Consider the following 23042-nt stretch of genomic DNA (forward strand, 5'->3'; position numbering starts at 1 on the left):
GAGGCGCGCCGGTTTATTCATAAAAAGAATATAAAGTTGTAACAAGTTTCAGTGAATGGAGGGTGATAAAGTTCATTTCTCTTGTTTAAAGATGAGAACAATTGTCATTACCTCTTGATGTCTTTAATAAGACAGAGATAGATGCCATAAGGTCATCAGTCAGTGATGTTTTTATCTGACAATATGCCTTCTGTTAGCTGTTTATCACTTGTTAATGAAGTTTATATTTTATTGGTATGGTATTTAGCAATTAATCATCTAAAAAGAGAAGCCAGCGAACAATTATTAAGACAGTATGGGCGAGTTGCTCCTATTCATTATTTAAATAATGAATTAACCAACAGCAGCCGACCCTGATAATTATCAGAGCCGATTGTCATTACATGATAAATACGTATTGGCAGCGTTTTTAGCGTGAATAATTCAGCGAAAATAAACAATGCTCGCTCATGAAATTAGTGCTTCCAGGCGCGCCATAATAGTTTCAGCCGTAATGGTATCCATACTTTTTTGCTCAGAAATAACCGCAATTTGGTTCTTTCCGTAGCCGCCAATTAAACCCGGATCGGTTGGGCCGAACAACGTAATGTTGGGGCGATCCAAGGCGGCGGTCAGATGACTAAGGCCGGTATCAACAGAAACGACAGCTTTTGCGCCCGCCAGAACCTCTGCCACCTGCTGGAGACTGAGCTTAGGCAATACCTCAACATGAGGGAAATGCTCCGCTAACCGTAAAGCGCGCTGATATTCATGTTCCGCACCCCAGGGCAATTTGATTTTTAAACCGGTAGGTGCAACCTGCTCAATCAATTTCAACCAATGGCTTTCAGGCCAGTGTTTGCTCTCGCGGGTTGTCGCATGCAGGAAGACCAGATACTGGTCAGCATCGGCTGGTAAGTGGCTTAAAAAACGTGGCGCGATAGCATAATCGCCATAACTTTCTGGTTTATCATAGCCCAGACTCTTGGCAAATAACTGACGTATTCGTTCGACCGCATGTTGTTTGATATCAATATGATGGCGGCAGTTATAAAACCAACTGGCAAACGGCTCACGGGCGCTTTTGCTGTCCGGGCCATGTTTTATCCCTTTGGCAATACGGGTAATCAGCGCGGCACTTTTAATCAGCCCCTGCGCGTCGATCACCACATCATAGCTGCGTTGCTGCACCACACGTTTAAAATCACAACGTTCCTGCCGGGTATCACTGCCAAACCAGTTTTTACGCCAACGGCGGATAGCCACCGGAATCACTTTATCCACCGCCGGATGCCAACTGGGGATCTGACAGAATCCTTCTTCTACTACCCAATCAAAGCGAATATCGGGAATGGCCTGCATGGCATCAGTCAGTGCGGGTAATGTATGTAACACATCCCCCATTGAAGAGGTTTTAACGATCAATACATGCATTAATCGGCCTCGCTGACAGTACTTTGGTGTGCCGCTAATAACGCCTTAAGGGCGATCATCACTTTTTCTGGTTGAATATCAATCAAGCTTTGATGGTAACCCTGCGCGCTATCGCCTTTACGCACTTTGTGATAGCCGGTAATTAAGCGAATGACAGTGGCTTTGTCAGACAGTGGTGGGGTGAAATCCGGGCTGCTAGGGCCATACAAAGCAACCAACGGCTTATTTAATGCCGCAGCGACATGCATTAAGCCAGAATCATTGGTGACCACTGCGCAACAGGCCGCAATCAATACCACGGCTTGTTCCAGTGAGGTTTGCCCCGCCAGGTTGAGGCAATATTCGCGGGAGTTTTCAGCCAGTGCCTGACGAATTTCTTCGCCAGCTTCATTATCTTTGGCAGACCCTAATAAGATAACTTGATAGCCAGCATCAATCAGTTTCTGGGCCAGCGTGGCGTAGTGATAATGTGGCCAGCGTTTTGCCGGGCCGAACTCTGCACCAGGGCAGAAACCAATAATGGGCCGGTTATCAGTCAGGTTGTATGACGCCGTAATCTCTGCAATTTCTTCATCCCGAACCTGCAACTGTGGCCATAGCAAAGGCTGGGGTAAATCTGCGGCTGAGTGAATGCGTTCTTTATCATAGGCCAGGGCAACATAGCGCTGGACCATCAGGGGGAAGGCTTGTTTATCCAGAATGCGCATATCATTAAGCAAGAAGTAGCGCATTTCGCCACGCCAGCCAATGCGTTGTTTAATCCCTGAAAAATAAGGTATCAGGGCAGATTTAAACGAGTTTGGCAGCACGTAAGCACGGTCATAGCCTGTTTCACGCAAGGCAAGACCCAAGCGGCGACGCTCCTCAAAAGCAAAGGCTCCATGCCCTAATGGCATTGGGATTGCGTGACGAACTTCCGGCATTCTGGCCAAAAGCGGGCGGCACCACGCGGGTGCCATCACATCAATATCTGCTGCCGGATATTCGGCCTTCAGGGTACGGTAAAGACTTTGCGACATCATCATATCGCCAACCCAAGAAGGGCCGATGACCAGTATTTTCATACCGTTTATCAATTCCTTGCAGCAAGTAATTTAGACTGAGCGATTGAGCCAGGCCAGATATTCTTTGACGCCTTCGGCGACAGTTTTGAACGGTTTGTCATAACCCGCAGCACGTAACTTAGTCAGATCCGCTTGCGTGTATGTCTGATAACGGCCTTTCAGCTTTTCTGGGAATTCAATGTATTCCACTGGCCCGCTTTGGTGGAAATCCACCACTGCATCGGCAACTGCCTGGAAGGATTCTGCATGGCCCGTTCCACAGTTGAAAATGCCGGAGACACTGTTTTCCCAGAACCACAGATTAACGTCAGCCACATCGCCCACATAGATGAAATCGCGTTCGAAGTTTTCACTGCCGGAGAATAACTTAGGATTCTCGCCAGCGTTGATCTGGTTATTCAGGTGGAAGGCCACGCTTGCCATGCTGCCTTTATGGCCTTCACGTGGGCCATAAACGTTGAAATAACGGAATCCACAAATTTGTGAATCAGCTTCTGGCAAAATTTCGCGCACATATTGATCGAACAGAAATTTGGAATAACCATAAACATTAAGTGGTTTCTCGTACTGACGATCTTCGATGAAGTTATCAGTGCGCCCGCCGTAAGTGGCAGCAGAAGAGGCGTACAAGAAAGGAATGCGGCGATCGAGACAGAAGTGCAGAATGTCTTTAGAGTACTGATAGTTGTTATCCATCATGTACTTACCATCCCATTCGGTGGTTGAAGAACACGCACCCTCATGGAAAATAGCATCGATATCGCCCATGTCATCACCGGCAACAATGCTGGCGACAAAATCGTCTTTATCCATGTAATCAGCGATATCCAGATCAACCAGATTGACGAATTTGGTACCGTCTTTTAGGTTATCAACAACCAGAATATCTTTATAGCCGATATTATTCAGTGCCTTAACGATGTTGCTGCCAATAAATCCGGCACCGCCAGTGACGATAATCATCAGGTTCACCCTTGCTAATCTTCTCGGTCGGGCACCATGCCCCACTCTCTATTTGGTATTATCATAACATTTCATAGGATAGCGCACAGCCGGAAGGGACGTAATCTCTCGGTTTCTGTGCGGCTTTAGGAATGTTCACCGTGATATGTGCTGCATTTTTCATAATATAAGATAAGGTTCCTCGTCAGTTAACCCATCAGGCAGTAAAATGTAGGGTGAAACTGCCCATCCTGGAGATAACCCAATGTCCCTGCCTTTTAATAGAAACCCTTTTTATCAGCAATTAGAACAACAACTCAAAACGACCCGTGCTGAAGGGCTGTATAAAAATGAACGGATCATCACTTCCGCCCAACAAGCCGATATCGCAGTGGCTGGTGGGCATCATGTGATTAATTTCTGCGCCAATAACTATTTGGGTCTGGCTAACCACCCACGGTTGATCGCTGCGGCTAAAAAAGGCATGGATACTCATGGCTTTGGTATGGCGTCGGTTCGCTTTATCTGTGGCACTCAAGACACTCATAAAGAGCTTGAACAACAGTTGGCCAGTTTCCTTGGTATGGAAGATGCCATTCTCTATTCGTCGTGTTTTGATGCTAACGGGGGTCTGTTTGAAACCCTATTGGGGCCAGAGGATGCCATTATTTCTGACGCCCTGAATCATGCCTCAATCATTGATGGCGTGCGGTTATGTAAAGCCAAGCGTTACCGTTATGCCAACAATAATATGAGCGAACTGGAAGCCCAGCTAAAACAAGCCAAAGTGGATGGTGCGCGCCATATTATGGTTGCAACCGACGGTGTGTTCTCAATGGATGGCGTGATTGCCAATTTGAAGGGCGTTTGTGATTTGGCCGATGAGTATCAGGCGCTGGTGATGGTCGATGACTCCCATGCCGTCGGTTTTGTTGGCGCGAATGGCCGTGGTACTCATGAATACTGCGAAGTGATGGATCGCGTTGATATTATCACCGGAACCTTGGGCAAAGCACTGGGGGGAGCATCGGGCGGTTATACCGCTGGCCGTAAAGAAGTGGTTGAGTGGTTGCGCCAGCGTTCACGGCCTTATCTGTTCTCAAATTCATTGGCTCCGGCCATCGTTGCGGCTTCGATTGAAGTGTTATCGCTACTGGAAGACGGTGCTGAACTGCGTGATCGCTTATGGTCGAACGCGCGTTTATTCCGCGAGAAAATGAGTGCCGCCGGTTTCACATTAGCCGGTGCCGATCATGCCATTATCCCCGTGATGCTGGGTGACGCGACACTCGCGCAAGAGTTTGCCAATGCTCTGCTGAAAGAAGGCATTTATGTCACCGGTTTCTTCTATCCGGTGGTGCCGAAAGGTCAGGCCCGTATCCGCACCCAGATGTCGGCAGATCACACGCCAGAGCAAGTCGAGCGGGCTATCGACGCCTTTGTGCGTATTGGCAAACAACTTAATGTTATTGCGTAAGGAATGTTCATGAAAGCACTGTCCAAACTGAAAGCCGAAGAAGGTATCTGGATGACCGACGTGCCACAGCCGGAGCTGGGCCACAACGACATCATGATCAAAATTCGCAAAACCGCTATTTGTGGTACCGATGTGCATATCTATAACTGGGATGAATGGTCACAAAAAACCATCCCCGTTCCGATGGTGGTCGGCCACGAATATGTCGGCGAAGTTGTGGCTATAGGTCAGGAGGTTAAAGGTTTTAATATTGGTGACCGGGTGTCTGGCGAAGGTCATATTACCTGTGGCCATTGTCGTAACTGCCGGGGTGGGCGTACCCATCTTTGTCGCAATACTGTGGGGGTCGGCGTCAATCGGCCCGGTTCTTTTGCCGAATACCTGGTGATCCCGGCGTTCAATGCTTTTAAGATCCCAGACAATATTTCTGATGAGCTTGCTGCCATTTTTGACCCCTTCGGCAATGCAGTACATACCGCGTTATCCTTTGATTTAGTGGGTGAAGATGTATTGGTTTCCGGTGCTGGCCCGATTGGTATCATGGCCGCCGCTGTGTGTAAACATGTTGGCGCTCGCCATGTTGTCATCACTGATGTGAATGAATACCGTCTGGATCTGGCGCGCAAAATGGGGGTGACCCGTGCTGTTAACGTCAGCAAAGAGAATCTGAGTGATGTTATGGCTGAACTGGGCATGACTGAAGGTTTTGATGTGGGTCTGGAAATGTCAGGTGCGCCGGTAGCATTTCGTACCTTGCTTAACTCAATGAATCACGGTGGGCGTATTGCGATGTTGGGGATACCGCCTTCTGATATGTCGATCGATTGGAATCAGGTAATTTTCAAGGGGCTGTTTATCAAAGGGATTTATGGCCGCGAGATGTTCGAAACCTGGTACAAAATGGCGGCACTGATTCAAGCCGGTTTGGATTTAACCCCGATCATTACTCATCGTTTCTCTATTGATGAGTTCCAGCAAGGGTTTGATGCCATGCGTTCGGGTAAGTCGGGTAAGGTGGTTTTAAGCTGGGACTAAAATACGCCCTTCGGCCTTGAAGCTGCAGGGGTGTTGGCTGCGCGCACTAACCCGAATCACTTACTTATGTAAGCTCATCGGGATGAGTTTGCTGGCCGCCTACCTGCACCTCCAATGACTTTGGGAACGCCCTTCGGCCTTGAAGCTGCAGGGGTGAGAGTGGGGCAGTCAGGTGATGGCTGCCCCATTTTTATTGAGCAGATTACGGATTATCAGCTTTAGGTTTATCGACTGCCTGTTTCTCAACAGGAGTAACGGGCACCGCTGGCGGGGAATACTGCTGCCAATGCTGCTGAATAAAGAGCATCGCTGGGTTCTGCATTAGGCTTTCACCTATGATACTAAACATCCTGTCGGCATAGATTTTCTCTGGTACATAACTGGCCTTTGCGCTGCATTGCTTGATAGCTTTCAGGCGATGGTCTTTCGCTGGATCGTGCGGTTTTGATGTATCTGGTGCCACTGAGCCACTACCACGATTATTTTGCACCGGTTCATTAAGTAGTGCACTGGGCCTGACTAATACGATGTCGGAAGGCAACTGAGGCAGCATTTGTTGCAGCACTTTAATGGTGGCCGGATGCGGGTGGCCGATAGCAATGGCCGAACCGTTACGGCGTGCTAATTCTACCGCACGGTTAAACTGCTGGCGGATCGCCGCTTCATTTTGCGAGTCATCCAAAAAGACTTTGCGTTTAATCACTTTGACGCCAGTACCTTCGGCCGCTTTACTGGCCTGGCTGTTGCCAATAGTCACGCTGTCGAGGAAATAGAACTGATAGTGTTCCAGTGCCTGCATCACTTTCTGCATGCCTGGCAAACTGGAGGTCATCGCGCTACCCATGTGGTTATTCATGCCAGTGGCGTAAGGAACATTACTCACCGCCTGACGAATGATGCGCTGGATCTCTTCGCTGCTCATTGATGGTTGTAATGTATCGCGTTCCAGCGGCTGCTTGCTCAGCGGGGCCATTGGTAGATGAATCAGGATTTCACGCCCTTGATTATGGGCTTTGATCGCCATTTCTTTGGCGTAAGGGGCGTTAGGCAAGATAGCCACCGAAATGGGCAGCGGCATTTGTAATACTTTGTTTTCATTCTGAGGGCGATAACCAAAGTCATCAATAACAATCGAAAGTTTGCCCGCTTGTACTGCGTTGGCGATCAGCAGGGTGCTTACTATGATAAACCGACGGGTGTTGAAATAGCGCAATAGGTGTTCCCTAACATTGTTCCCTATCTTCCTAACCAGGGTTGTGGGTTAACAGCTTGTCCTTGACGGCGGATTTCGAAATAGAGTGATGGCTCACCCTGACCGCCACTGGTACCAACCAGAGCGATCGGCTGGCCAGCTTTTACTTGAGCACCGACATTGACCAGCGCACTCTGGTTGTAGCCATATAAACTCATGTCCCCTTTGCCGTGCTCAATGACCACCACCAGACCGTAACCTTGCAGCCAGTCTGCCAGCAACACCCGGCCATCAGCTATCGCTTTGACTTCACTGCCTTCGGGGGCGGAAATAACCATACCTTTCCAGCGTAGCTCACCTTGTAAGGCTTCGCCGAAGCGATGAGTCACGTTGCCACGAACCGGCCAAACGGCTTGACCATCCGGGCGACCGAGGCCACCGGTTCGCGCCATTAACGAGCGCTCACTTTCACTTGGCTTATAGCTGGAACCCGTTTTCTTGGCTTGTTGTTCTTTGACTTTCACTTGTTCGCGTACTCGGGCCGCTTCTTTTGCTTCCCGTTCGGCACGGGCTTTGGCTTCCCGTTCTGCTTTGGCGATTTGGTCGCGTAAACGTGATTCGTTCAGTTTTAACTCCGCCAGATTCTGCTGATCTTTTTCCAGCGAGGCTTCCAGCGATGTCAGGGTTTTCTTGCGCGCAGCACGTGCTTGTTCCAGCTTTTGTTGCTGAGTTTTTTGCTCATCCAACAGCACTTTTTGTTGGTTTTGCTTTTGCTCCAGCGTTTTTTTCTCGGTTGAGAGATGAATGCGGGTCTGTTTCAACTCCTCAATGGATTCCTGTCGGGCTTCATTAAGATAACTGAAATACGCCAGAATACGCTCACTACGCTGGCTCTCTTCGCCACTTAAAATAAGCTGTAGACTACTGTTCTGGCCTTGTTTAAAGGCGGCATCAAGTTGTTTTGACAGAATATTTTGTTGCTGAGACTGCTTGCTTTGTAGTTTTTCAATCGAGGAGGTGAGGTTGGATATTTCTTTGTCCAACTCCGTCAGGGTACCTTGGGTTTCACGCAGGCTGCGGCTGGCCTGAGCAATGGTATTTTCCTGTTGTTTCAGTTGCTCCTGCAATGAGCTGCGTTGCTGCTTTTGTTGCTTAACACTTTTTTCTTTCTCGGCGATATCCTGCTGAAGAGTTTTCAGTTGGGTTTTGTTCTCCGCCGTTTTTGCCGTTGCAGGGGCATCAACTGCATTGCCGGATAATGGCAACAGCAATACGCCAGCGTAAAAAACGCTGGCACACAGTGCTGACCACGGACGACGCACAAATTGACCTGATAACAGAGAGGATGACTTTCTGTTGTTGGTGCTGGCATCGACCATAATCATTAATCCTGCAAATGACGCCTTTTCCTTCATAACGAAGGATTATTCCACGATGAACAGCGGCTTACCAGTCATCTCTTGCGGGATTTCCATTTCCATCAGTGACAGCATAGTCGGTGCGATATCTGAAAGTTTGCCACCTTCAACCGCTTTAACCTCTTTATTACCGATATAAATCAGTGGTACAGGCAGGCTGGTATGGGCCGTGTGGGCCTGACCGGTAGCCGGGTCGCGCATCTGCTCAGCATTGCCGTGGTCGGCGGTTATCAGTAATTGGCCATCGACCGCTTTTACGGCGGTAACCACTTGCTCGATGCAACTATCCAGTGTTTCTATTGCTTTCACTGCGGCATCATAATCACCGGTATGGCCGACCATATCGCCATTCGGGTAGTTACAAATGATCACATCATATTTACCGCTGGTGATAGCACCGACCAATTTTTCAGTCAGTTCTGCCGAACTCATTTCAGGTTGCAGATCATAGGTTGCGACTTTCGGTGAATTAATCAGAATACGATCTTCGCCTTTAAACGGCTCTTCAACACCACCGTTATAGAAGAACGTGACGTGAGCATATTTTTCAGTTTCAGAGATACGCAGCTGAGTTTTGTCATGCTTCATCAGCCATTCGCCGAAGGTATTGTTGAGTGATGCAGGTGGATAAGCACTCGCCACTTTAATATCAGCCGCATATTCGGTCAACATGATGAAATCGCCGAAGTTAACCACTTTATCGCGTTTAAAACCGTCAAAGTCAGTGTTAACAAAAGCACGCGTGATTTGGCGTGCGCGGTCAGCACGGAAGTTCATGAAGATTAATGCATCCCCATCGTTCATGGCTGCATCTGCTTCACCTGCCGCCTGGATCACGGTAGGTCTGACGAACTCATCATTTTCATCGCGGGCGTAGGCGGCTTGAAGACCTGCGGCGGCGTTATCTACCGTGAATTCACCTTTTGCCTGTGTTAGCAAGTCGTAGGCTAATTGGACACGATCCCAACGGTTATCGCGGTCCATAGCATAATAGCGACCAATAATAGACGCGATGCGGCCTTTACCCAGTTCGGAAAATTTTTCAGTGAATCGTTTCAGTGAAGACTCAGCACTGCGCGGCGGGGTGTCACGTCCATCGAGGAACGCGTGCAGATAAATGGTTGTCGCCCCGCGTTTGGCTGCCAGCTCGACCATCGCCAGAATGTGCTCTTCGTGGCTGTGTACGCCACCGGCAGATAACAGACCCATAATATGAACCGCTTTACCGGCTTTAACCGCTTTATCAACGGCCGCCGTCAGGGTTGGGTTGGTGAAGAAGTCACCCTCTTTTATTTCTTTGTCGAGGCGGGTTAAGTCCTGATAAACAATACGGCCAGCACCCAGATTAACGTGACCGACTTCAGAGTTACCCATCTGTCCATCCGGTAGGCCGACATCCAGACCTGAAGCCGCAATCAATGTGTGGGGCTGTTGCTGCCATAAACGGTCCATTACCGGCGTTTTGGCATTCAGAATGGCATTATCTTGCTGTTCTTCACGGTGGCCGTAGCCATCAAGAATAGTCAGAACCAGTGGTTTTTTAGTGCTCGACATTGCATAACCTTCTTATGGGTATATAGATAGAAAGCCGGTAATTTACTACAAAGCCGGTTAAAAATAGCCCAAAGAGATCAACATTGGCGCGGGGTTTTGTATAAATATCATCATTTAGGTAATAAAACTTCCCGAGATTGCTCGCAGTTTCTGCAATAGCGCTTGCATATTGGCTGTATTTGCCGCAACGCGCAGGTATACTCTGTGACCTTGAATATTATCCCCTAACTAACGGGAGTTTTTACCCCCATGTTGCAAGAAATTATGCAATTCATTAGCCAGCATCCAGTTTTGAGCCTGGCCTGGGTGGCGTTGTTCGTCGCCGTAATTTTCACCACCTTCAAAAGTTCGCTGTCAAAAGTGAAAGAGATTACCCGTGGTGAAGCGACGCGTCTGATTAACAAAGAAGATGCGGTTGTGGTTGATATCCGCACACGTGATGATTACCGCAAGGGTCATATCGCCAGTTCTATTAACTTGCTGCCGGTTGATATCAAAAATGGCAATCTGGCTGAGTTGGGAAAGCACAAGGCACAGCCGATTATCGTCGTCTGCTCAACAGGGACAACCTCTCGTGCTTCTGCTGAGCTGCTGAATAAAGCCGGTTTTGAGCAGGTGTTTACCTTGAAAGATGGCATCTCCGGCTGGAGTGGCGAGAATTTACCTCTGGCACGCGGCAAGTAATTGCTATAAAAATCGCTATATCAATGAAATGTAAATTTGAGGTGTATCCATGGCGAAGATTGAGATTTATACCAAAGCAACATGCCCGTTCTGCCATCGTGCTAAAGCACTGCTGAACAATAAAGGTGCTGCTTTCCATGACATCGCAATTGATAATGACCCGGCCAAACGCGAAGAGATGATTGCTCGCAGCGGGCGGACAACTGTGCCTCAGATATTTATTGATGGGCAGCATATCGGCGGCTGTGATGATTTACATGCCCTGGATGCGCGCGGTGGGCTTGACCCGCTGCTTTAACTCGTCAGTGGGCCCCATTAATTAATGGAAAGAGCCTACGGCGGCAGTGCAGTTTAATAAGGACGTCTAACTTTAGGGTATCTATACACATGTCAGAACAAAACAACACCGAGATGGCTTTCCAGATCCAACGCATCTACACCAAGGATATCTCCTTCGAAGCACCGAATGCTCCGCAGGTTTTCCAGCAGGATTGGCAGCCAGAAGTTAAACTTGATCTTGATACTGCTTCCAGTCAGCTGACTGAAGATGTGTACGAAGTGGTACTGCGAGTGACTGTGACGGCCTCTTTGGGCGAAGAAACTGCATTCCTGTGCGAAGTTCAGCAAGGTGGCATCTTCTCCATCGCAGGTATCGACGGCACCCAACTGGCGCATTGCTTAGGTGCATACTGCCCGAACATTCTGTTCCCGTATGCTCGTGAATGCATCACCAGCCTGGTTTCTCGTGGTACTTTCCCACAGCTGAATTTGGCACCGGTTAACTTTGATGCCCTGTTCATGAACTATCTGCAACAGCAGGCTGAAGGTGAAGTTGAAGGTGTTGAACAACGTCAGGATGCCTGATGAACACCACCAATGCTTCAATGACGGTAATCGGTGCCGGATCTTACGGCACCGCATTAGCCATTACGCTGGCGCGTAATGGCCATAAAGTCGTGTTATGGGGCCATGACCCTAAGCATATTCAAGTACTGCAACAAGAGCGTTGTAACCACGCTTTCCTGCCCGATGTCCCTTTCCCTGACACTCTGCTACTGGAAACTGACTTGGCATGCGCGCTGGTAGCCAGTCGCGATGTGTTAGTCGTGGTGCCCAGTCATGTCTTCGGCGCCGTATTGCATCAGTTGAAACCGCATTTACGCAAAGATGCGCGGATTGTCTGGGCAACCAAAGGGCTTGAGGCAGAAACAGGCCGCTTGCTTGCTGATGTGGCGAGGGAAGTGCTGGGTGATGCTATCCCGCTTGCCGTTGTTTCCGGTCCGACCTTTGCCAAAGAGCTGGCGGCAGGTTTACCCACTGCAATTGCATTAGCATCGACTGATGCGCAATTCAGTGAAGACCTACAACAGTTATTGCACTGTGGTAAAAGTTTCCGGGTTTATAGCAATCCTGACTTTATCGGGGTGCAACTGGGTGGCGCGGTAAAAAACGTGATTGCAATTGGTGCCGGTATGTCCGATGGCATTGGCTTTGGTGCGAACGCTCGCACGGCATTGATAACCCGTGGTCTGGCTGAAATGACGCGTTTGGGTTCTGCATTGGGGGCTGATCCCTCAACATTTATGGGTATGGCAGGACTCGGTGATTTGGTGCTAACGTGCACCGATAACCAATCCCGTAACCGCCGGTTTGGCATTATGCTGGGCCAGGGGTTAGGAGTACAAGAAGCGCAGGACAAAATTGGTCAAGTGGTTGAAGGTTATCGCAATACTAAGGAAGTTCTGGCTTTGGCGCAGCGCCATGGTGTCGAGATGCCAATAACCGAACAGATTTACCAGGTGTTGTATTGCCAAAAAAATGCCCGTGACGCGGCGTTGACCTTATTGGGCCGAACCAAAAAAGATGAGAAAAGCGGCATTTGATAGGTTAAGCGGGTTGGCGGAATAAAATAATAACGACATACCTAAAGTCATTAGCGTCACCGCTATTTCAAGGCATAGAGTATTAGTTGCTTCGGTCGTTCCCCGAAGCGGCTTGTTTATGGGCAGGAGTATATAATGTCGTCAGAAGAGTTAGAACTGGTCTGGAGTAGCATTAAAGCAGAAGCTAGAGCACTGGCTGAGTGTGAACCCATGCTGGCGAGTTTTTTTCACGCGACATTATTGAAGCATGAAAATTTAGGCAGTGCGCTGAGTTATATTTTGGCGAATAAACTGGCTAACCCGATCATGCCCGCTATTGCCATCCGTGAGGTGGTTGAAGATGCTTATCGCGCGGATGGACAGATGATTGTCTCCGCTGCTCGCGATATTATGGCTGTACGGCTACGTGACCCTGCTGTTGATAAATATTCAACACCACTGCTGTATCTCAAAGGTTTTCATGCTTTGCAGGCTTACCGTATTGGTCACTGGTTGTGGGCGCAGGATCGTAAAGCGTTGGCAATTTATCTGCAAAATCAAGTCTCTGTTGCTTTTGGGGTAGATATCCATCCGGCGGCGACTATTGGTTGCGGCATTATGCTGGACCACGCCACCGGTATTGTTATTGGTGAAACCGCAGTAGTTGAGAATGATGTTTCTATCCTGCAATCTGTCACTTTGGGTGGTACCGGTAAAACCAGTGGTGATCGTCATCCGAAGATCCGTGAAGGTGTGATGATTGGTGCTGGTGCAAAAATTCTGGGGAATATTGAAGTTGGGTGTGGCGCTAAAATTGGTGCCGGGTCGGTGGTGTTGCAGTCAGTACCCGCACATACCACTGCCGCTGGCGTACCTGCTCGAATAGTGGGCAAACCAGAAAGCGATAAACCATCACTGGATATGGATCAGCATTTTAATGGGGCGGGGCACGGTTTTGAGTATGGAGACGGCATCTAATCTTATCCTTCGTACTTAAAGCTATAGTTGTGTTAGCTGCACTTACTCACCCGAGTCACTGACTTGAGTCAGCTCCGCGGGATGAGTTCGTTTGCTACCTTGCTACAACGTCAATTACTTTGGATAGGCACCTTTCTATTGCGTTGCTAGCCGGTCGCCAACACAACTTGGTCAAAAAAACTACTCTTTCAGTAACGCACCCGGATAACCTAATTGCCGCCAGGCTTCATACACCACGACTGACACTGCATTTGATAGGTTCATACTGCGGCTGTCGGCCTGCATTGGAATTCTGATTTTCTGTTGGGCAGGCAATGCATCCAGAACATTGGCCGGTAAACCACGGGTTTCAGGGCCAAACAGCAGGTAATCATTTTCCTGATAGCTCACGGCACTGTGGGCCGGTGTCCCTTTGGTGGTCAGCGCAAATAAGCGGGCCGGTTTTTTATCGGCAGATTGCACGCCATCCAGTTTTTCACTGTCGAGGAATGCTTGATAATCATGGTGATGCTTGATGTCGGCAAACTCATGATAATCAAGACCCGCGCGGCGTAAGCGTTTGTCATCCCAGGTGAAACCCAAGGGTTTAATCAGATGAAGCTGGCAGCCGGTATTCGCACATAACCGGATGATATTACCGGTATTGGGCGGGATTTCGGGTTCAAATAAAACGATATTAAGCATATGTCCCCCAATAATGAGGGGCGCAGGATATCAGAAACTGGCTCTCAGTGCAGTGGTTGCCAACGTGAGTGGCGTAAAAGAAAAAATTTAAAAGCAACAAGCGGAGAGTGCAAGTGGTGGCTGTTTTATATGCTGGTCACCACAATCAGCATCAATGGGGTATCCATCATGATATCAGTGAGGGGATTTATGGACAGCGCACCAGACCCACGTTGGGCCGCTATTATTAATCGCGATAAAACCGCCGATGGCCAGTTTGTTTATGCCGTGAAAACCACCGGTGTGTATTGCCGACCCTCTTGTCCATCCCGCCAGGCTAAAGCCGAACATATTGAATTCTTTGCCGATAATGATACGGCTGAACTTGCCGGCTACCGGCCTTGTAAACGTTGTCGGCCAACTGAGTTATCTCAAGCACGGCAGCACGCAGAAAAAATCAGTCAGGCATGCCGTTTAATTGAACAGGCCGAAACACCACTCAAACTCAGTGAACTGGCGGCTAAACTCAATCTCAGCGCCTTTTATTTCCATCGGTTGTTTAAAGCTATTACTGGGCTGACACCTAAGGCATATGCCAGTGCGGCCCGCAGTGCACGTCTCCGCATTCAATTGGCGGGCGAAGGCTCGGTGACTGACGCTATCTTTGACGCTGGATACAACTCTAATGGACGATTCTATGAGCAATCGAATCAGTTATTGGGGATGACGCCAACCCGATATCGTAAGGGTGGGCGCGATACTAGGCTGCACTTTGCCGTTGGAGAAAGCTCCCTTGGCGCGATTTTGATGGCGAAAAGTGAACTGGGTATCTGTGCCATCTTATTGGGTGATTCACCCGCTCTGCTGGTACAGCAGTTACAGGATAAGTTTCCGCAGGCGGAGTTAATCGGTGGCGAGACTGAGTTTGAGCAATGGTTCGCGCAGGTGGTGGGATTGGTTGAGGCACCGCAACTGGGGCTTGATTTGCCACTGGATATCCGTGGGACTGCTTTTCAGCAGCGAGTTTGGCAGGCGCTGCGGGAAATACCGGCAGGCGAGACCGCCAGTTATGGTGATATTGCCACTAAAATTGGTTCACCGAAAGCGGTGCGTGCGGTTGCCAGCGCCTGTGCTGCCAATATACTGGCGGTCGCCATTCCCTGCCATCGGGTCATTCGTCAGGATGGAGCATTGTCAGGCTATCGTTGGGGTGTTGAGCGGAAGCAGCAGTTACTGGAAAAAGAGGGAGGGAAGAGATGTCAGCAAACCGTGATAGCCGAGATCTGCCCGATCCCAGATGATCGGGCAGATGTACAATAGATTAGGACTTAAGCGGATGCAGCGGCAACCAGAGTATCAAGCGCAAGCCACCTAATGGGCTGTCTTCAGCCCGCACCCATCCACGATGCTGATTAACGGCTGTTTCGACAATTGCCAGCCCCAAACCCGTCCCACCTGATTCGCGATCCCGCGCTTCATCAGTGCGGTAGAATGGCCGGAATATCTGCTCGCGGTCTTCCACGCTGACACCGGGGCCATCATCATCGACAGTGATAGTAATACCCTGATTATCAGAGCTGAATGCCACAGCAATGTGATGATGGGAATAACGCAATGCATTACGTACGATATTCTCCAACGCACTGTCGAGGGCGGCCGGGTTGCCAAATAAGGTCCATGGCCCCGGAGGTGCGGTGACTTCCAGTGTTTTACCCATTTGATCGGCTTCAAACTGGGCATCCTCCAGCACGTCTGACCACAAATCATTGGCTTTAATTGGTTCGCGGTGTAGCTCGTTTTTATGCTGGCTGCGAGATAAAACCAGTAAGTCATTGATCATACTGTCTAACCGCTGTGCTTCCAGTTCGATACGCTCTAGCTCTTTCCCCTCGCCATGACGGCGTCGCATTAGCGCAGTTGCCAGTTGCAGGCGGGTAAGTGGTGTGCGTAACTCATGGGAGATATCAGAAATCAGCCGTTGTTGGGCCACAACCATTCGATCCAGCGCACTGATCATTTGATTGAAGCTGGCACCGGTGGCTAAAAACTCTTGCGGCCCGGATTCCAACTCAGGGTGCTGTTTCAGGTTGCCGCGGGCAACATCATCGGCCGCATTTTTCAGTTTACGGGCGGGTTTTGCCAGACTCCATGCCAGCCATAACAGCAATGGTGAACTGATCAGCATGGTAGCAATCAACAGCAGTAGCGGCCTATCAAACATCAAATTGATAAAATCAGATTGCGGGCTGCTGGCTGGACGTAGCAAATAAAGCTGATAGTTATCTTCGCCATCACGAATAGAGAAGGGGCCAACCATCTCCACCCGGCCATATTTTTTCTTTTTCGGCTGATCGGCGTTATCTGACTGACCGATAAAATTACGTACAATTTGCATTTCGTGGCGCTGAGCACCAATGACACGGCCCTCGGTGGTCACTAACACCAAATGCTGGCCTGGTGGGGCCCATTTCTCGATAGCGCGATAAAGTCTGCGCCACCACATGAGGTCATTGGCAGGATCACTGGCCAGCTCCGCTTCAATATGTTGCTCTAGCATCGTTCCCTGACGCTGTTCACTGTCGAGCAAGGTAGTCAGTTGACGCGAGTCGAGCTTAGGCACCATCAGCACCAGCATTAATACCAGAGCCAAGGTAAACCAGAAAATAGCAAAAATTCGCGTCGTTAAACTGTTAATCATGTTTCAGAAACCATCAGATACCCGCGACCACGCAGGGTTTTAAACCAAGGTAACCCGTCTTTGCGATCCGGCAACTTACGGCGTAGGTTTGAAATGTGCATATCAATGGCACGGTCAAACGGTGTCAATCGTTTACCTAACACTTCCTGACTGAGATGCTCCCGCGATACTACCTGACCAAGGTGCTGGGCTAGCAGATAGAGTAAGGTAAATTCAGTGCCGGTTAACTCCAGAGATTGGCCTTCAAAACTGGCCTCTTGACGGCCCGGATTCAATTGCAGGCAATCAACTTCCAGTGTCGGGGCTCCCTGATCAACATTCTGCTGCTGTTCGCTCCAGTTGGAGCGGCGCAAAATGGCACGGATACGTGCAACCAACTCGCGATCGTTAAACGGTTTTGCCAGATAATCATCCGCACCTAGCTCAAGGCCAAGCACCCGATCCAATTCACTGCCACGGGCAGTCAGCATAATCACCGGTGTCTGGTGATGTTGACGTAACTCTTTCAGGGTTTCGATACCGTTCTTACGTGGCATCATAATATCAAGCAATAACAAGTCGATAGAACTATCCAGCAGGTTTAATGCCTGTTCACCATCATAGGCAACAACAACATTAAAGCCTTCCATTTCCAGTAATTCTTTCAACAGCGACGTCAATTCACGATCATCATCAACTAATAGGATTTTATGCATGATTATTTCTCCTCTTGACGCAAAATACGTTATCGATTGCCGGTATTCCATGACTTTACTTAGCTTTACATGCACTGACCCCAGTTTTACATCCCCTGACGCTTGTTTGCAGCCAGACCGATAGACTTCTTCTCATTGAATCGCATAGCAGCAAATCGCTTAGCAGACAGAACCTAGGAGTTAATAATGCGCAAAGTAACTAAAGTATCAACGTTAATCATGGCGTCAATGTTAGTTCTCGGCTCTAGCGCCGCCTTCGCCGCCGATAAAACTGGAGCCACGGATAACAGTTGGTGCCACGGTGACGGTTCGATGATGAACAAGAAAGACGGTCGCGGCCACAATAACATGTTTGATGGCGTCAATCTGACTGAACAACAACGCCAGCAAATGCGTGACCTGATGCGTCAGTCTCGCCAAGACCAGCCGCGTGTAGACTTGGCTGACCGCGAAGCAATGCATAAACTGGTTACCGCGGATAAATTCGACGAAGCTGCTGTAAGAGCGCAGGCCGAAAAAATGTCCAAGAACCAGATTGATCGTCAGGTCGAAATGGCCAAAGTCCGTAACCAAATGTTTAACTTGCTCACACCAGAGCAAAAAGCTGTCTTGAATCAAAAGCACCAGCAGCGCATTGCACAAATGCAGCAGGCGCCAGCAGCACAACCCTCTTCTGCCCAGAAGTAAGTAGTACCCTGTAACACCCTGTTTTCCTTGCTATAGACACCATCCCTGTCTTTCGCCCTCCATGATGGAGGGCTTTTTTTTGTCTCTAAAAAATTTATCTATTAAAAACAGCTTGTTGTAAAGCGTACAAGGTTCAGTAACGCTTTCAAATTCTGCCCAATGTGGACAGTTTATGGACGCTCTTATGCCATTAATCCGCCCTTTAATGGATTGAGTATAACGGCGTTTTGCAGATAATCTGGTGACAGGTGTGCATAAGCCATTGTTTGCTGGATATTGGCGTGTCCAAGTATCTGTTGTAGGGCGATAATATTCCCGCCGTTCATCATAAAATGGCTGGCAAAAGTGTGCCGTAATACGTGGGTGGCCCATTTTGAGCAACGCCTCTCTGGGCTAATTGAGAAACTCTCACCCGCCGCCGACTGGTCGCCAACAGAGCCAAACAATTGCACATCAGCCAGTAGCAGCGCATCAAACGTCAACAAGCCTCTGACAGCACGCCCTTTGTTGGGGGGTTAGTCAAATTGGAATACTAGAGATTGAAGATATCATTACTCAAAACATGAATATTAATTAGGTCAACGGCTTTTACCTTTCTGGCCGAAAATCTCTTAATTACCTTGCGGTATGAGAAAACAGCCAGCATGAACCACAATTAATGTTATCTTAAATTAAGAAAGTTCTGGAGGAATCTTATTTTTTATTGAGCATTAATTTTAACTGATAAACATATATAGATAAAATCCTCGCAGACTCTAGTATTTTCTGGCATATATTTATAATATCACCCAAAAGGACTTGGGGTTGTACAACAACGGATTATGCTATGGTTCGAAATGGGTTTTGCAAAGTTGATAGTTTAGGTTTTCCAAAATTTACTGGGATTGATCTCCTTAGATATAAACTACTGCCAAAGAAGAGAGTATTCCTGTTTTGTTATTAGCTGGCGTCGCTGTATCTGAAGTTGGCGGAATACCAGACAGACTTAAATCTGCTGGGTTTTTACAATTTCGGCAATTTATTATTGATACAATAAAGCAAGATAATACTTCATCAAATAGTACCGCTGTCGGATTGATTGCTATGCAAATAAGAGTAGTGGCTGAAACCATTGGGTTAGATCCATCAACATTAACAATGTTACAGCAACACAAACTAGCCGATTACCTGCTTTCAGATTCTTTTAATATAAGAGTTGTTGCTAAGCATCTTAACTCATTAATTCTATTTGATAATCAAAAAATTATAAATGCCAGCAACTTAACCGATGAGCAAATTATCTTGGCGGGTTCCAGATATAATCGTGGTATCGAAAGGCATAAAGATGATTTCGTCAATTCCATTGCCGCTCCGGTGGGCAGTAGTGTTCGAGAATACAGCTCATACGGACGGAGAATTATTGAAAATAAATCAACGAGATATCAAATTTTGGGTGTTGAATAATGAAAAGTATAATCATGTATGGATATTACATACTTTGTTTTATTGCAATATACCTTCTTTCCTCTTTTAAGGAAGAATCGTTCATTGATGGTGTGGAAATAAAAAATGCCTGTATCGCCCATAGAGCCTTAGTTGTCGACGATATCAGGGATTTTACCGTTACATTGGCTATACTTTCTCTTATTCCTTGCTTTATTTATTTGAAGAGTTTTAAATTCAAAAACAAACCTTTAAATATATTAAGTGTATTGCTAGCGTTCTATTTACTTTGGCGTTTCTTTATCCGTTTGAATATCTGTTAATGAGCGATTCCTCTTAATATAATGGGGGCATTATCTCTAAATCTGTACTTTGTTGTGACAACAACCCACCAACGTTCATTGATGGAAGCATGTCTTAAACAGAAGCATCCTTCCTTCCATGAGTACACAAACCCAACTTTCTGAAATCCAGTGCTTACTGCGTAACCTTATCCGCACCGGTGTCGTAATCGAAGTTGATACCGATGGAGCCTTATGTCGTGTTGAAACCGGTGAGATCCAAACAGATTGGCTTAACTGGCTAACGCGTCGCGCTGGCCGTTCGCATGATGGGTGGGCACCGTCATTAGATGAACAGGTGTAGCTACCGAGCGGTTTACACCGTTCAATTTGGTCATGCGGTGTATGTGTTATATGCATTCCAGAAAAAATCCTCATCTGGAATAGCCACGCCAAAGCCAGATGTGGATAAGATCCGTGAGCGGCTGAAAGCCGTAGAGAGTCATGCTAAAGGAGCATAATATGAGCCATGATATCGAAATCAGCAGTGGTAATGTTTATGCCGATCTTGGCAAAGATAATGCTGAAGAAATGCAGGTGAAAGCGCAGCTTGCCACCACTATTGGTAACATTATTAAAAGTCGTCGGCTAACACAAGAACAGGCCGCGAAGCTACTCGGGATGACTCAACCGAAGTTGTCTAATCTGTTGCGCGGGCAGTTTCGAGGCATTAGCGAGGCCAAAATGTTGGAGTGCCTGACTCGCTTGGGGCGCGATGTGCAAATTGTCGTCGGGAAAGCACGCCGCACACCCGGTAGCCTGAAAGTGGTGTTTGCCTGATATGTCTAACAGCCCGACTTATCGGGCTATTTTAATTCCCCCTCTTGTCCCATTCCTCTCACATCCCTCCTGACATGTCACTCACACTGATTGGCGGCACACTAACGCGATAATTTTTGCGCGATAGCGATTTGATTCAGGAGGAAAAAATGACCGCTCGATATTCAGGCATGAACCGTGATTCAGGTGAGTTGCTCGATGACATCAGTCATATCAGGCAAAGCGTGCGCGGCATTCTGATCACCCCTATCGGCACGCGAGTGATGTGCCGTGAATATGGTTCGTTGTTGTCTGCGTTGATTGACCAGCCGCAAAACACGGCACTTAACCTGCAAATCATGGCCGCCTGCTATAGGGCGATTTTGACGTGGGAGCCGTGTGTCAGGCTAATGGCCATCAGCTTTGATAACCGATTCAACGGTGAAATGTTTATTGATATCAGCGGCCAACTGACCGACGTCGACGGCACTTTTTCCCTAAGAAACCGCGCTGGTAAAGCAGGTATCAGAGCACATCAACATCCTACTCGACGCCATCGCAATGGATAATCAACAGACTGATATTCAGCAATTGGCGGCATTAAAACATTACCGCGTCGCGTTACTGCGCATAAACACCCGCGCTGCGCCAGAGATTGACTGGCCGGAGTGACCGCAATAACTCGTTATTTTAACGGGGGAAATGTTTGTCTTAATTCGGGGCTGAGTCATTGTTCGGGATGATGCCCGTGGTTACAGTTGGCGGGATATTTGTCAGAGTATTGTTTACTGAATCAGTCGCTTTATTGACGATGATTTTTTAATTTCTTGTATCCCAAGGGCTACAGTTATCGCCATAAACTGAATTATTGTATCTCCGGGGCTACAAAAGATGACTCTCTATCGTTTGAAAATATCGCCCGTTGTCTAATCCTGTTAGACAACGGGTCGAAAAACCAAACTAGCATGACTTAATGAATTGCAGATGTCTTTTTTAGAGAGACTTAAATAGCTAAAGTGAATCAATAAAAATTTCACAATTTATATATCAATGTATCCTCTTAAATTTCATTTTTTTGCTTATACTCATGCTACATAGCATTGCTCTATAGCTAGGCGTTGTGTATACTTTAATCAGAATTTATATACAGAGGAGGCTCAACATGTCACAGGGCACCATTTTTACGAACAATCGTACTCAAAACGTGCGTTTACCGGTGGATATGCGCTTTCCAGAGAATGTTAAATCAGTGACTGTGAGAGCTGTAGGGAATGAGCGTATCTTGTCACCCGTTGAAAACTCTTGGGATAGCTTTTTCTTCAGTAGTCCGCGTGTTTCAGACGATTTTCTGACAGAACGCGCAGAACAGCATCAATCAGAGCGTGAGTTATTTTAATGCATAAGTACATGCTCGATACGAATATCGTTATATATGTCATTAAACACCGACCTATAGAAGTGTTAGGTCGGTTTAACGCTAATGCGGGCAGAATGGTTATTTCTTCCATCACACTTGCTGAGTTATTGCATGGCGTAGAGAAAAGCGCGGCACCTGAACGCAATTTAAGTGTTGTAGAGGATTTTGTTTCACGTCTTACTGTATTGGATTATGACGATAAAGCCGCAATTCACTATGGTTCTATACGTGCGAGTCTGGAGCAAAAAGGCACACCCATCGGTGTTAATGATTTGCATATCGCAGGTCATGCCAGAAGCACCGGATTGATATTAGTGACCAATAATCGCAAAGAATTTGATCGTGTGCCTGGACTGATTGTTGACAACTGGCTAGGAGAATAATTCGAATTAGAAGGATTGTGGTTACCATCAGCCACAAAAATAGTACGTCGAAATTATTGATGGTAATGACCGCTGTAATTGCAATGCCCTGAAAGTGCGGGAACACCGTCAGGGCATCTAACCACAACATTAAAAGAGGTAATGCTATGGCTGACGCTAATAGTAACATACGTGCATATTCAAAGCTCTACACCTTCCTTAACGCCCGTTCTAACACATTATTGGCCGAGATTTCTCCGTTGCGCCTGATTTCTGTTTTGGCTCCAACTGAACGTGAGGCCCGTAACCTGCTGGCCGGTTTCTCGCGGGTGTTTGTTTCTTGCAAACCACAGGAGAAGCGCCATGTTGCCTGATACCA

The 23042-nt window shown here is 47.8% G+C and carries 26 protein-coding genes and 3 pseudogenes; 19 read left to right on the plus strand and 10 right to left on the minus strand.

Annotated elements, in window-relative coordinates:
• Nucleotides 1-447: 447 nt before the first annotated feature.
• The 3 genes from rfaC to rfaD are packed head-to-tail and all read right to left on the minus strand — an operon-like array spanning nt 448 to nt 3440.
• Nucleotides 448-1413: a lipopolysaccharide heptosyltransferase RfaC gene (gene rfaC / locus AEP37_RS14980; protein WP_049614086.1), complete on the minus strand. Its 966-nt coding sequence runs from the start codon at nt 1411-1413 to the stop codon at nt 448-450.
• Nucleotides 1413-2477, minus strand: a complete 1065-nt coding sequence (rfaF, locus tag AEP37_RS14985; protein ID WP_049614087.1) for an ADP-heptose--LPS heptosyltransferase RfaF — start codon at nt 2475-2477, stop codon at nt 1413-1415. The genes rfaC and rfaF overlap by 1 nt, the downstream gene beginning before the upstream one ends.
• A gap of 30 nt (nt 2478-2507) precedes the next feature.
• Complete coding sequence (gene rfaD / locus AEP37_RS14990; RefSeq protein ID WP_049614088.1) at nt 2508-3440, minus strand: ADP-glyceromanno-heptose 6-epimerase; 933 nt, start codon at nt 3438-3440, stop codon at nt 2508-2510.
• A 244-nt stretch (nt 3441-3684) separates the two neighbouring features.
• Between rfaD and kbl the strand changes: the two genes are divergently transcribed.
• Nucleotides 3685-4896 (plus strand): glycine C-acetyltransferase, encoded by a 1212-nt coding sequence (kbl, locus tag AEP37_RS14995; RefSeq protein ID WP_049614089.1) that lies wholly within the window; start codon nt 3685-3687, stop codon nt 4894-4896.
• 9 nt (nt 4897-4905) lie between these two features.
• Entirely contained in the window at nt 4906-5931 is a 1026-nt protein-coding gene (tdh, locus tag AEP37_RS15000; RefSeq protein ID WP_049614090.1) for an L-threonine 3-dehydrogenase, read from the plus strand.
• A 202-nt stretch (nt 5932-6133) separates the two neighbouring features.
• Here the strand turns inward: tdh and AEP37_RS15005 are convergent, their stop codons facing one another.
• The 3 genes from AEP37_RS15005 to gpmM are packed head-to-tail and all read right to left on the minus strand — an operon-like array spanning nt 6134 to nt 10095.
• Nucleotides 6134-7144, minus strand: a complete 1011-nt coding sequence (locus AEP37_RS15005; RefSeq protein WP_049614091.1) for a divergent polysaccharide deacetylase family protein — start codon at nt 7142-7144, stop codon at nt 6134-6136.
• Nucleotides 7145-7167: 23 nt separating this feature from the next.
• On the minus strand, nt 7168-8538 hold the full coding sequence (gene envC / locus AEP37_RS15010; protein WP_049614092.1) for a murein hydrolase activator EnvC: 1371 nt from the start codon (nt 8536-8538) through the stop codon (nt 7168-7170).
• 9 nt (nt 8539-8547) lie between these two features.
• Nucleotides 8548-10095: a 2,3-bisphosphoglycerate-independent phosphoglycerate mutase gene (gpmM, locus tag AEP37_RS15015; protein WP_049614093.1), complete on the minus strand. Its 1548-nt coding sequence runs from the start codon at nt 10093-10095 to the stop codon at nt 8548-8550.
• Between the two features lie 249 nt (nt 10096-10344).
• On the opposite strand from gpmM, the gene AEP37_RS15020 reads away from it, so the two are divergent.
• The 5 genes from AEP37_RS15020 to cysE all read left to right on the plus strand — a co-directional run bounded on the left by AEP37_RS15020 (nt 10345) and on the right by cysE (nt 13619).
• Complete coding sequence (locus AEP37_RS15020) at nt 10345-10779, plus strand: rhodanese-like domain-containing protein (RefSeq protein ID WP_049614094.1); 435 nt, start codon at nt 10345-10347, stop codon at nt 10777-10779.
• A gap of 49 nt (nt 10780-10828) precedes the next feature.
• On the plus strand, nt 10829-11077 hold the full coding sequence (gene grxC / locus AEP37_RS15025; protein WP_049614095.1) for a glutaredoxin 3: 249 nt from the start codon (nt 10829-10831) through the stop codon (nt 11075-11077).
• Between the two features lie 89 nt (nt 11078-11166).
• On the plus strand, nt 11167-11643 hold the full coding sequence (gene secB, locus AEP37_RS15030) for a protein-export chaperone SecB (protein ID WP_049614096.1): 477 nt from the start codon (nt 11167-11169) through the stop codon (nt 11641-11643).
• Nucleotides 11643-12662 carry an NAD(P)H-dependent glycerol-3-phosphate dehydrogenase gene (gene gpsA, locus AEP37_RS15035; protein ID WP_049614097.1) on the plus strand — a complete coding sequence of 340 codons (1020 nt, stop codon included), beginning with the start codon at nt 11643-11645 and terminating at the stop codon, nt 12660-12662. The genes secB and gpsA overlap by 1 nt, the downstream gene beginning before the upstream one ends.
• A gap of 135 nt (nt 12663-12797) precedes the next feature.
• A complete protein-coding gene (cysE, locus tag AEP37_RS15040; protein ID WP_049614098.1) occupies nt 12798-13619 on the plus strand; it encodes a serine O-acetyltransferase in 822 nt (273 codons plus the stop codon).
• Nucleotides 13620-13799: 180 nt separating this feature from the next.
• Here the strand turns inward: cysE and trmL are convergent, their stop codons facing one another.
• Nucleotides 13800-14303, minus strand: coding sequence for a tRNA (uridine(34)/cytosine(34)/5-carboxymethylaminomethyluridine(34)-2'-O)-methyltransferase TrmL (gene trmL, locus AEP37_RS15045; protein WP_049614099.1), 504 nt, complete (start codon nt 14301-14303; stop codon nt 13800-13802).
• A gap of 189 nt (nt 14304-14492) precedes the next feature.
• Here trmL and ada point away from each other — a divergent pair, with 189 nt between their 5' ends.
• Nucleotides 14493-15602 carry a bifunctional DNA-binding transcriptional regulator/O6-methylguanine-DNA methyltransferase Ada gene (gene ada / locus AEP37_RS15050; RefSeq protein ID WP_082170818.1) on the plus strand — a complete coding sequence of 370 codons (1110 nt, stop codon included), beginning with the start codon at nt 14493-14495 and terminating at the stop codon, nt 15600-15602.
• A gap of 1 nt (nt 15603) precedes the next feature.
• Here ada and cpxA read toward each other — a convergent pair whose 3' ends face one another.
• Both cpxA and cpxR read right to left on the minus strand, forming a co-directional pair.
• Nucleotides 15604-16980 (minus strand): envelope stress sensor histidine kinase CpxA, encoded by a 1377-nt coding sequence (cpxA, locus tag AEP37_RS15055; protein ID WP_049614100.1) that lies wholly within the window; start codon nt 16978-16980, stop codon nt 15604-15606.
• Nucleotides 16977-17675 (minus strand): envelope stress response regulator transcription factor CpxR, encoded by a 699-nt coding sequence (cpxR, locus tag AEP37_RS15060; protein ID WP_004876941.1) that lies wholly within the window; start codon nt 17673-17675, stop codon nt 16977-16979. Before cpxR ends, cpxA begins: the two co-directional genes overlap by 4 nt.
• A gap of 186 nt (nt 17676-17861) precedes the next feature.
• On the opposite strand from cpxR, the gene cpxP reads away from it, so the two are divergent.
• A complete protein-coding gene (cpxP, locus tag AEP37_RS15065) occupies nt 17862-18362 on the plus strand; it encodes a cell-envelope stress modulator CpxP (RefSeq protein WP_049614101.1) in 501 nt (166 codons plus the stop codon).
• A 182-nt stretch (nt 18363-18544) separates the two neighbouring features.
• Here the strand turns inward: cpxP and AEP37_RS15070 are convergent.
• Nucleotides 18545-18733, minus strand: a pseudogene (locus AEP37_RS15070) (tyrosine-type recombinase/integrase); the annotation flags it as partial.
• 562 nt (nt 18734-19295) lie between these two features.
• On the opposite strand from AEP37_RS15070, the gene AEP37_RS15075 reads away from it, so the two are divergent.
• The 10 genes and pseudogenes from AEP37_RS15075 to AEP37_RS15110 all read left to right on the plus strand — a co-directional run bounded on the left by AEP37_RS15075 (nt 19296) and on the right by AEP37_RS15110 (nt 23037).
• Nucleotides 19296-19805: a hypothetical protein gene (locus tag AEP37_RS15075; protein WP_328286899.1), complete on the plus strand. Its 510-nt coding sequence runs from the start codon at nt 19296-19298 to the stop codon at nt 19803-19805.
• 14 nt (nt 19806-19819) lie between these two features.
• Nucleotides 19820-20107 carry a YjeO family protein gene (locus AEP37_RS15080; protein WP_235801398.1) on the plus strand — a complete coding sequence of 96 codons (288 nt, stop codon included), beginning with the start codon at nt 19820-19822 and terminating at the stop codon, nt 20105-20107.
• A gap of 118 nt (nt 20108-20225) precedes the next feature.
• Nucleotides 20226-20426, plus strand: a pseudogene (locus AEP37_RS15085) (phage baseplate assembly protein V); the annotation flags it as partial.
• A gap of 1 nt (nt 20427) precedes the next feature.
• Nucleotides 20428-20586 (plus strand): annotated as a pseudogene (locus tag AEP37_RS25005) (type II toxin-antitoxin system RelE/ParE family toxin); the annotation flags it as partial.
• A gap of 1 nt (nt 20587) precedes the next feature.
• Nucleotides 20588-20905 carry a helix-turn-helix domain-containing protein gene (locus tag AEP37_RS15090; RefSeq protein WP_049614105.1) on the plus strand — a complete coding sequence of 106 codons (318 nt, stop codon included), beginning with the start codon at nt 20588-20590 and terminating at the stop codon, nt 20903-20905.
• A 149-nt stretch (nt 20906-21054) separates the two neighbouring features.
• Nucleotides 21055-21453, plus strand: a complete 399-nt coding sequence (locus AEP37_RS15095; RefSeq protein WP_072086316.1) for a GPW/gp25 family protein — start codon at nt 21055-21057, stop codon at nt 21451-21453.
• A complete protein-coding gene (locus AEP37_RS25010; protein WP_235801397.1) occupies nt 21446-21556 on the plus strand; it encodes a tail fiber assembly protein in 111 nt (36 codons plus the stop codon). Before AEP37_RS15095 ends, AEP37_RS25010 begins: the two co-directional genes overlap by 8 nt.
• Before the next feature lie 490 nt (nt 21557-22046).
• Complete coding sequence (vapB, locus tag AEP37_RS15100) at nt 22047-22280, plus strand: type II toxin-antitoxin system VapB family antitoxin (protein ID WP_005170066.1); 234 nt, start codon at nt 22047-22049, stop codon at nt 22278-22280.
• Nucleotides 22280-22684: a type II toxin-antitoxin system tRNA(fMet)-specific endonuclease VapC gene (gene vapC / locus AEP37_RS15105; RefSeq protein ID WP_049614106.1), complete on the plus strand. Its 405-nt coding sequence runs from the start codon at nt 22280-22282 to the stop codon at nt 22682-22684. The genes vapB and vapC overlap by 1 nt, the downstream gene beginning before the upstream one ends.
• Nucleotides 22685-22830: 146 nt before the next feature.
• Nucleotides 22831-23037 carry a hypothetical protein gene (locus AEP37_RS15110; RefSeq protein ID WP_049614107.1) on the plus strand — a complete coding sequence of 69 codons (207 nt, stop codon included), beginning with the start codon at nt 22831-22833 and terminating at the stop codon, nt 23035-23037.
• Nucleotides 23038-23042: the final 5 nt, after the last annotated feature.

The organism is Yersinia pekkanenii, assembly GCF_001152565.1.
Classification (GTDB): Bacteria; Pseudomonadota; Gammaproteobacteria; order Enterobacterales; family Enterobacteriaceae; genus Yersinia; species Yersinia pekkanenii.

Excerpts from the sequence above, each read along its gene's own strand:
- rfaC (WP_049614086.1), bottom strand. The coding sequence starts at position 1,413 with ATGCATGTATTGATCGTTAAAACCTCTTCAATGGGGGATGTGTTACAT.
- AEP37_RS15080 (WP_235801398.1), top strand. The coding sequence starts at position 19,820 with ATGTATGGATATTACATACTTTGTTTTATTGCAATATACCTTCTTTCC.
- cpxP (WP_049614101.1), top strand. The coding sequence starts at position 17,862 with ATGCGCAAAGTAACTAAAGTATCAACGTTAATCATGGCGTCAATGTTA.
- cpxR (WP_004876941.1), bottom strand. The coding sequence starts at position 17,675 with ATGCATAAAATCCTATTAGTTGATGATGATCGTGAATTGACGTCGCTG.
- trmL (WP_049614099.1), bottom strand. The coding sequence starts at position 14,303 with ATGCTTAATATCGTTTTATTTGAACCCGAAATCCCGCCCAATACCGGT.
- AEP37_RS15110 (WP_049614107.1), top strand. The coding sequence starts at position 22,831 with ATGGCTGACGCTAATAGTAACATACGTGCATATTCAAAGCTCTACACC.
- ada (WP_082170818.1), top strand. The coding sequence starts at position 14,493 with ATGGACAGCGCACCAGACCCACGTTGGGCCGCTATTATTAATCGCGAT.
- envC (WP_049614092.1), bottom strand. The coding sequence starts at position 8,538 with ATGAAGGAAAAGGCGTCATTTGCAGGATTAATGATTATGGTCGATGCC.
- AEP37_RS15090 (WP_049614105.1), top strand. The coding sequence starts at position 20,588 with ATGAGCCATGATATCGAAATCAGCAGTGGTAATGTTTATGCCGATCTT.
- gpmM (WP_049614093.1), bottom strand. The coding sequence starts at position 10,095 with ATGTCGAGCACTAAAAAACCACTGGTTCTGACTATTCTTGATGGCTAC.
- vapC (WP_049614106.1), top strand. The coding sequence starts at position 22,280 with ATGCATAAGTACATGCTCGATACGAATATCGTTATATATGTCATTAAA.
- cpxA (WP_049614100.1), bottom strand. The coding sequence starts at position 16,980 with ATGATTAACAGTTTAACGACGCGAATTTTTGCTATTTTCTGGTTTACC.
- rfaD (WP_049614088.1), bottom strand. The coding sequence starts at position 3,440 with ATGATTATCGTCACTGGCGGTGCCGGATTTATTGGCAGCAACATCGTT.
- AEP37_RS25010 (WP_235801397.1), top strand. The coding sequence starts at position 21,446 with ATGGATAATCAACAGACTGATATTCAGCAATTGGCGGCATTAAAACAT.
- tdh (WP_049614090.1), top strand. The coding sequence starts at position 4,906 with ATGAAAGCACTGTCCAAACTGAAAGCCGAAGAAGGTATCTGGATGACC.
- grxC (WP_049614095.1), top strand. The coding sequence starts at position 10,829 with ATGGCGAAGATTGAGATTTATACCAAAGCAACATGCCCGTTCTGCCAT.
- cysE (WP_049614098.1), top strand. The coding sequence starts at position 12,798 with ATGTCGTCAGAAGAGTTAGAACTGGTCTGGAGTAGCATTAAAGCAGAA.
- AEP37_RS15020 (WP_049614094.1), top strand. The coding sequence starts at position 10,345 with ATGTTGCAAGAAATTATGCAATTCATTAGCCAGCATCCAGTTTTGAGC.
- gpsA (WP_049614097.1), top strand. The coding sequence starts at position 11,643 with ATGAACACCACCAATGCTTCAATGACGGTAATCGGTGCCGGATCTTAC.
- vapB (WP_005170066.1), top strand. The coding sequence starts at position 22,047 with ATGTCACAGGGCACCATTTTTACGAACAATCGTACTCAAAACGTGCGT.
- AEP37_RS15095 (WP_072086316.1), top strand. The coding sequence starts at position 21,055 with ATGACCGCTCGATATTCAGGCATGAACCGTGATTCAGGTGAGTTGCTC.
- rfaF (WP_049614087.1), bottom strand. The coding sequence starts at position 2,477 with ATGAAAATACTGGTCATCGGCCCTTCTTGGGTTGGCGATATGATGATG.
- kbl (WP_049614089.1), top strand. The coding sequence starts at position 3,685 with ATGTCCCTGCCTTTTAATAGAAACCCTTTTTATCAGCAATTAGAACAA.
- secB (WP_049614096.1), top strand. The coding sequence starts at position 11,167 with ATGTCAGAACAAAACAACACCGAGATGGCTTTCCAGATCCAACGCATC.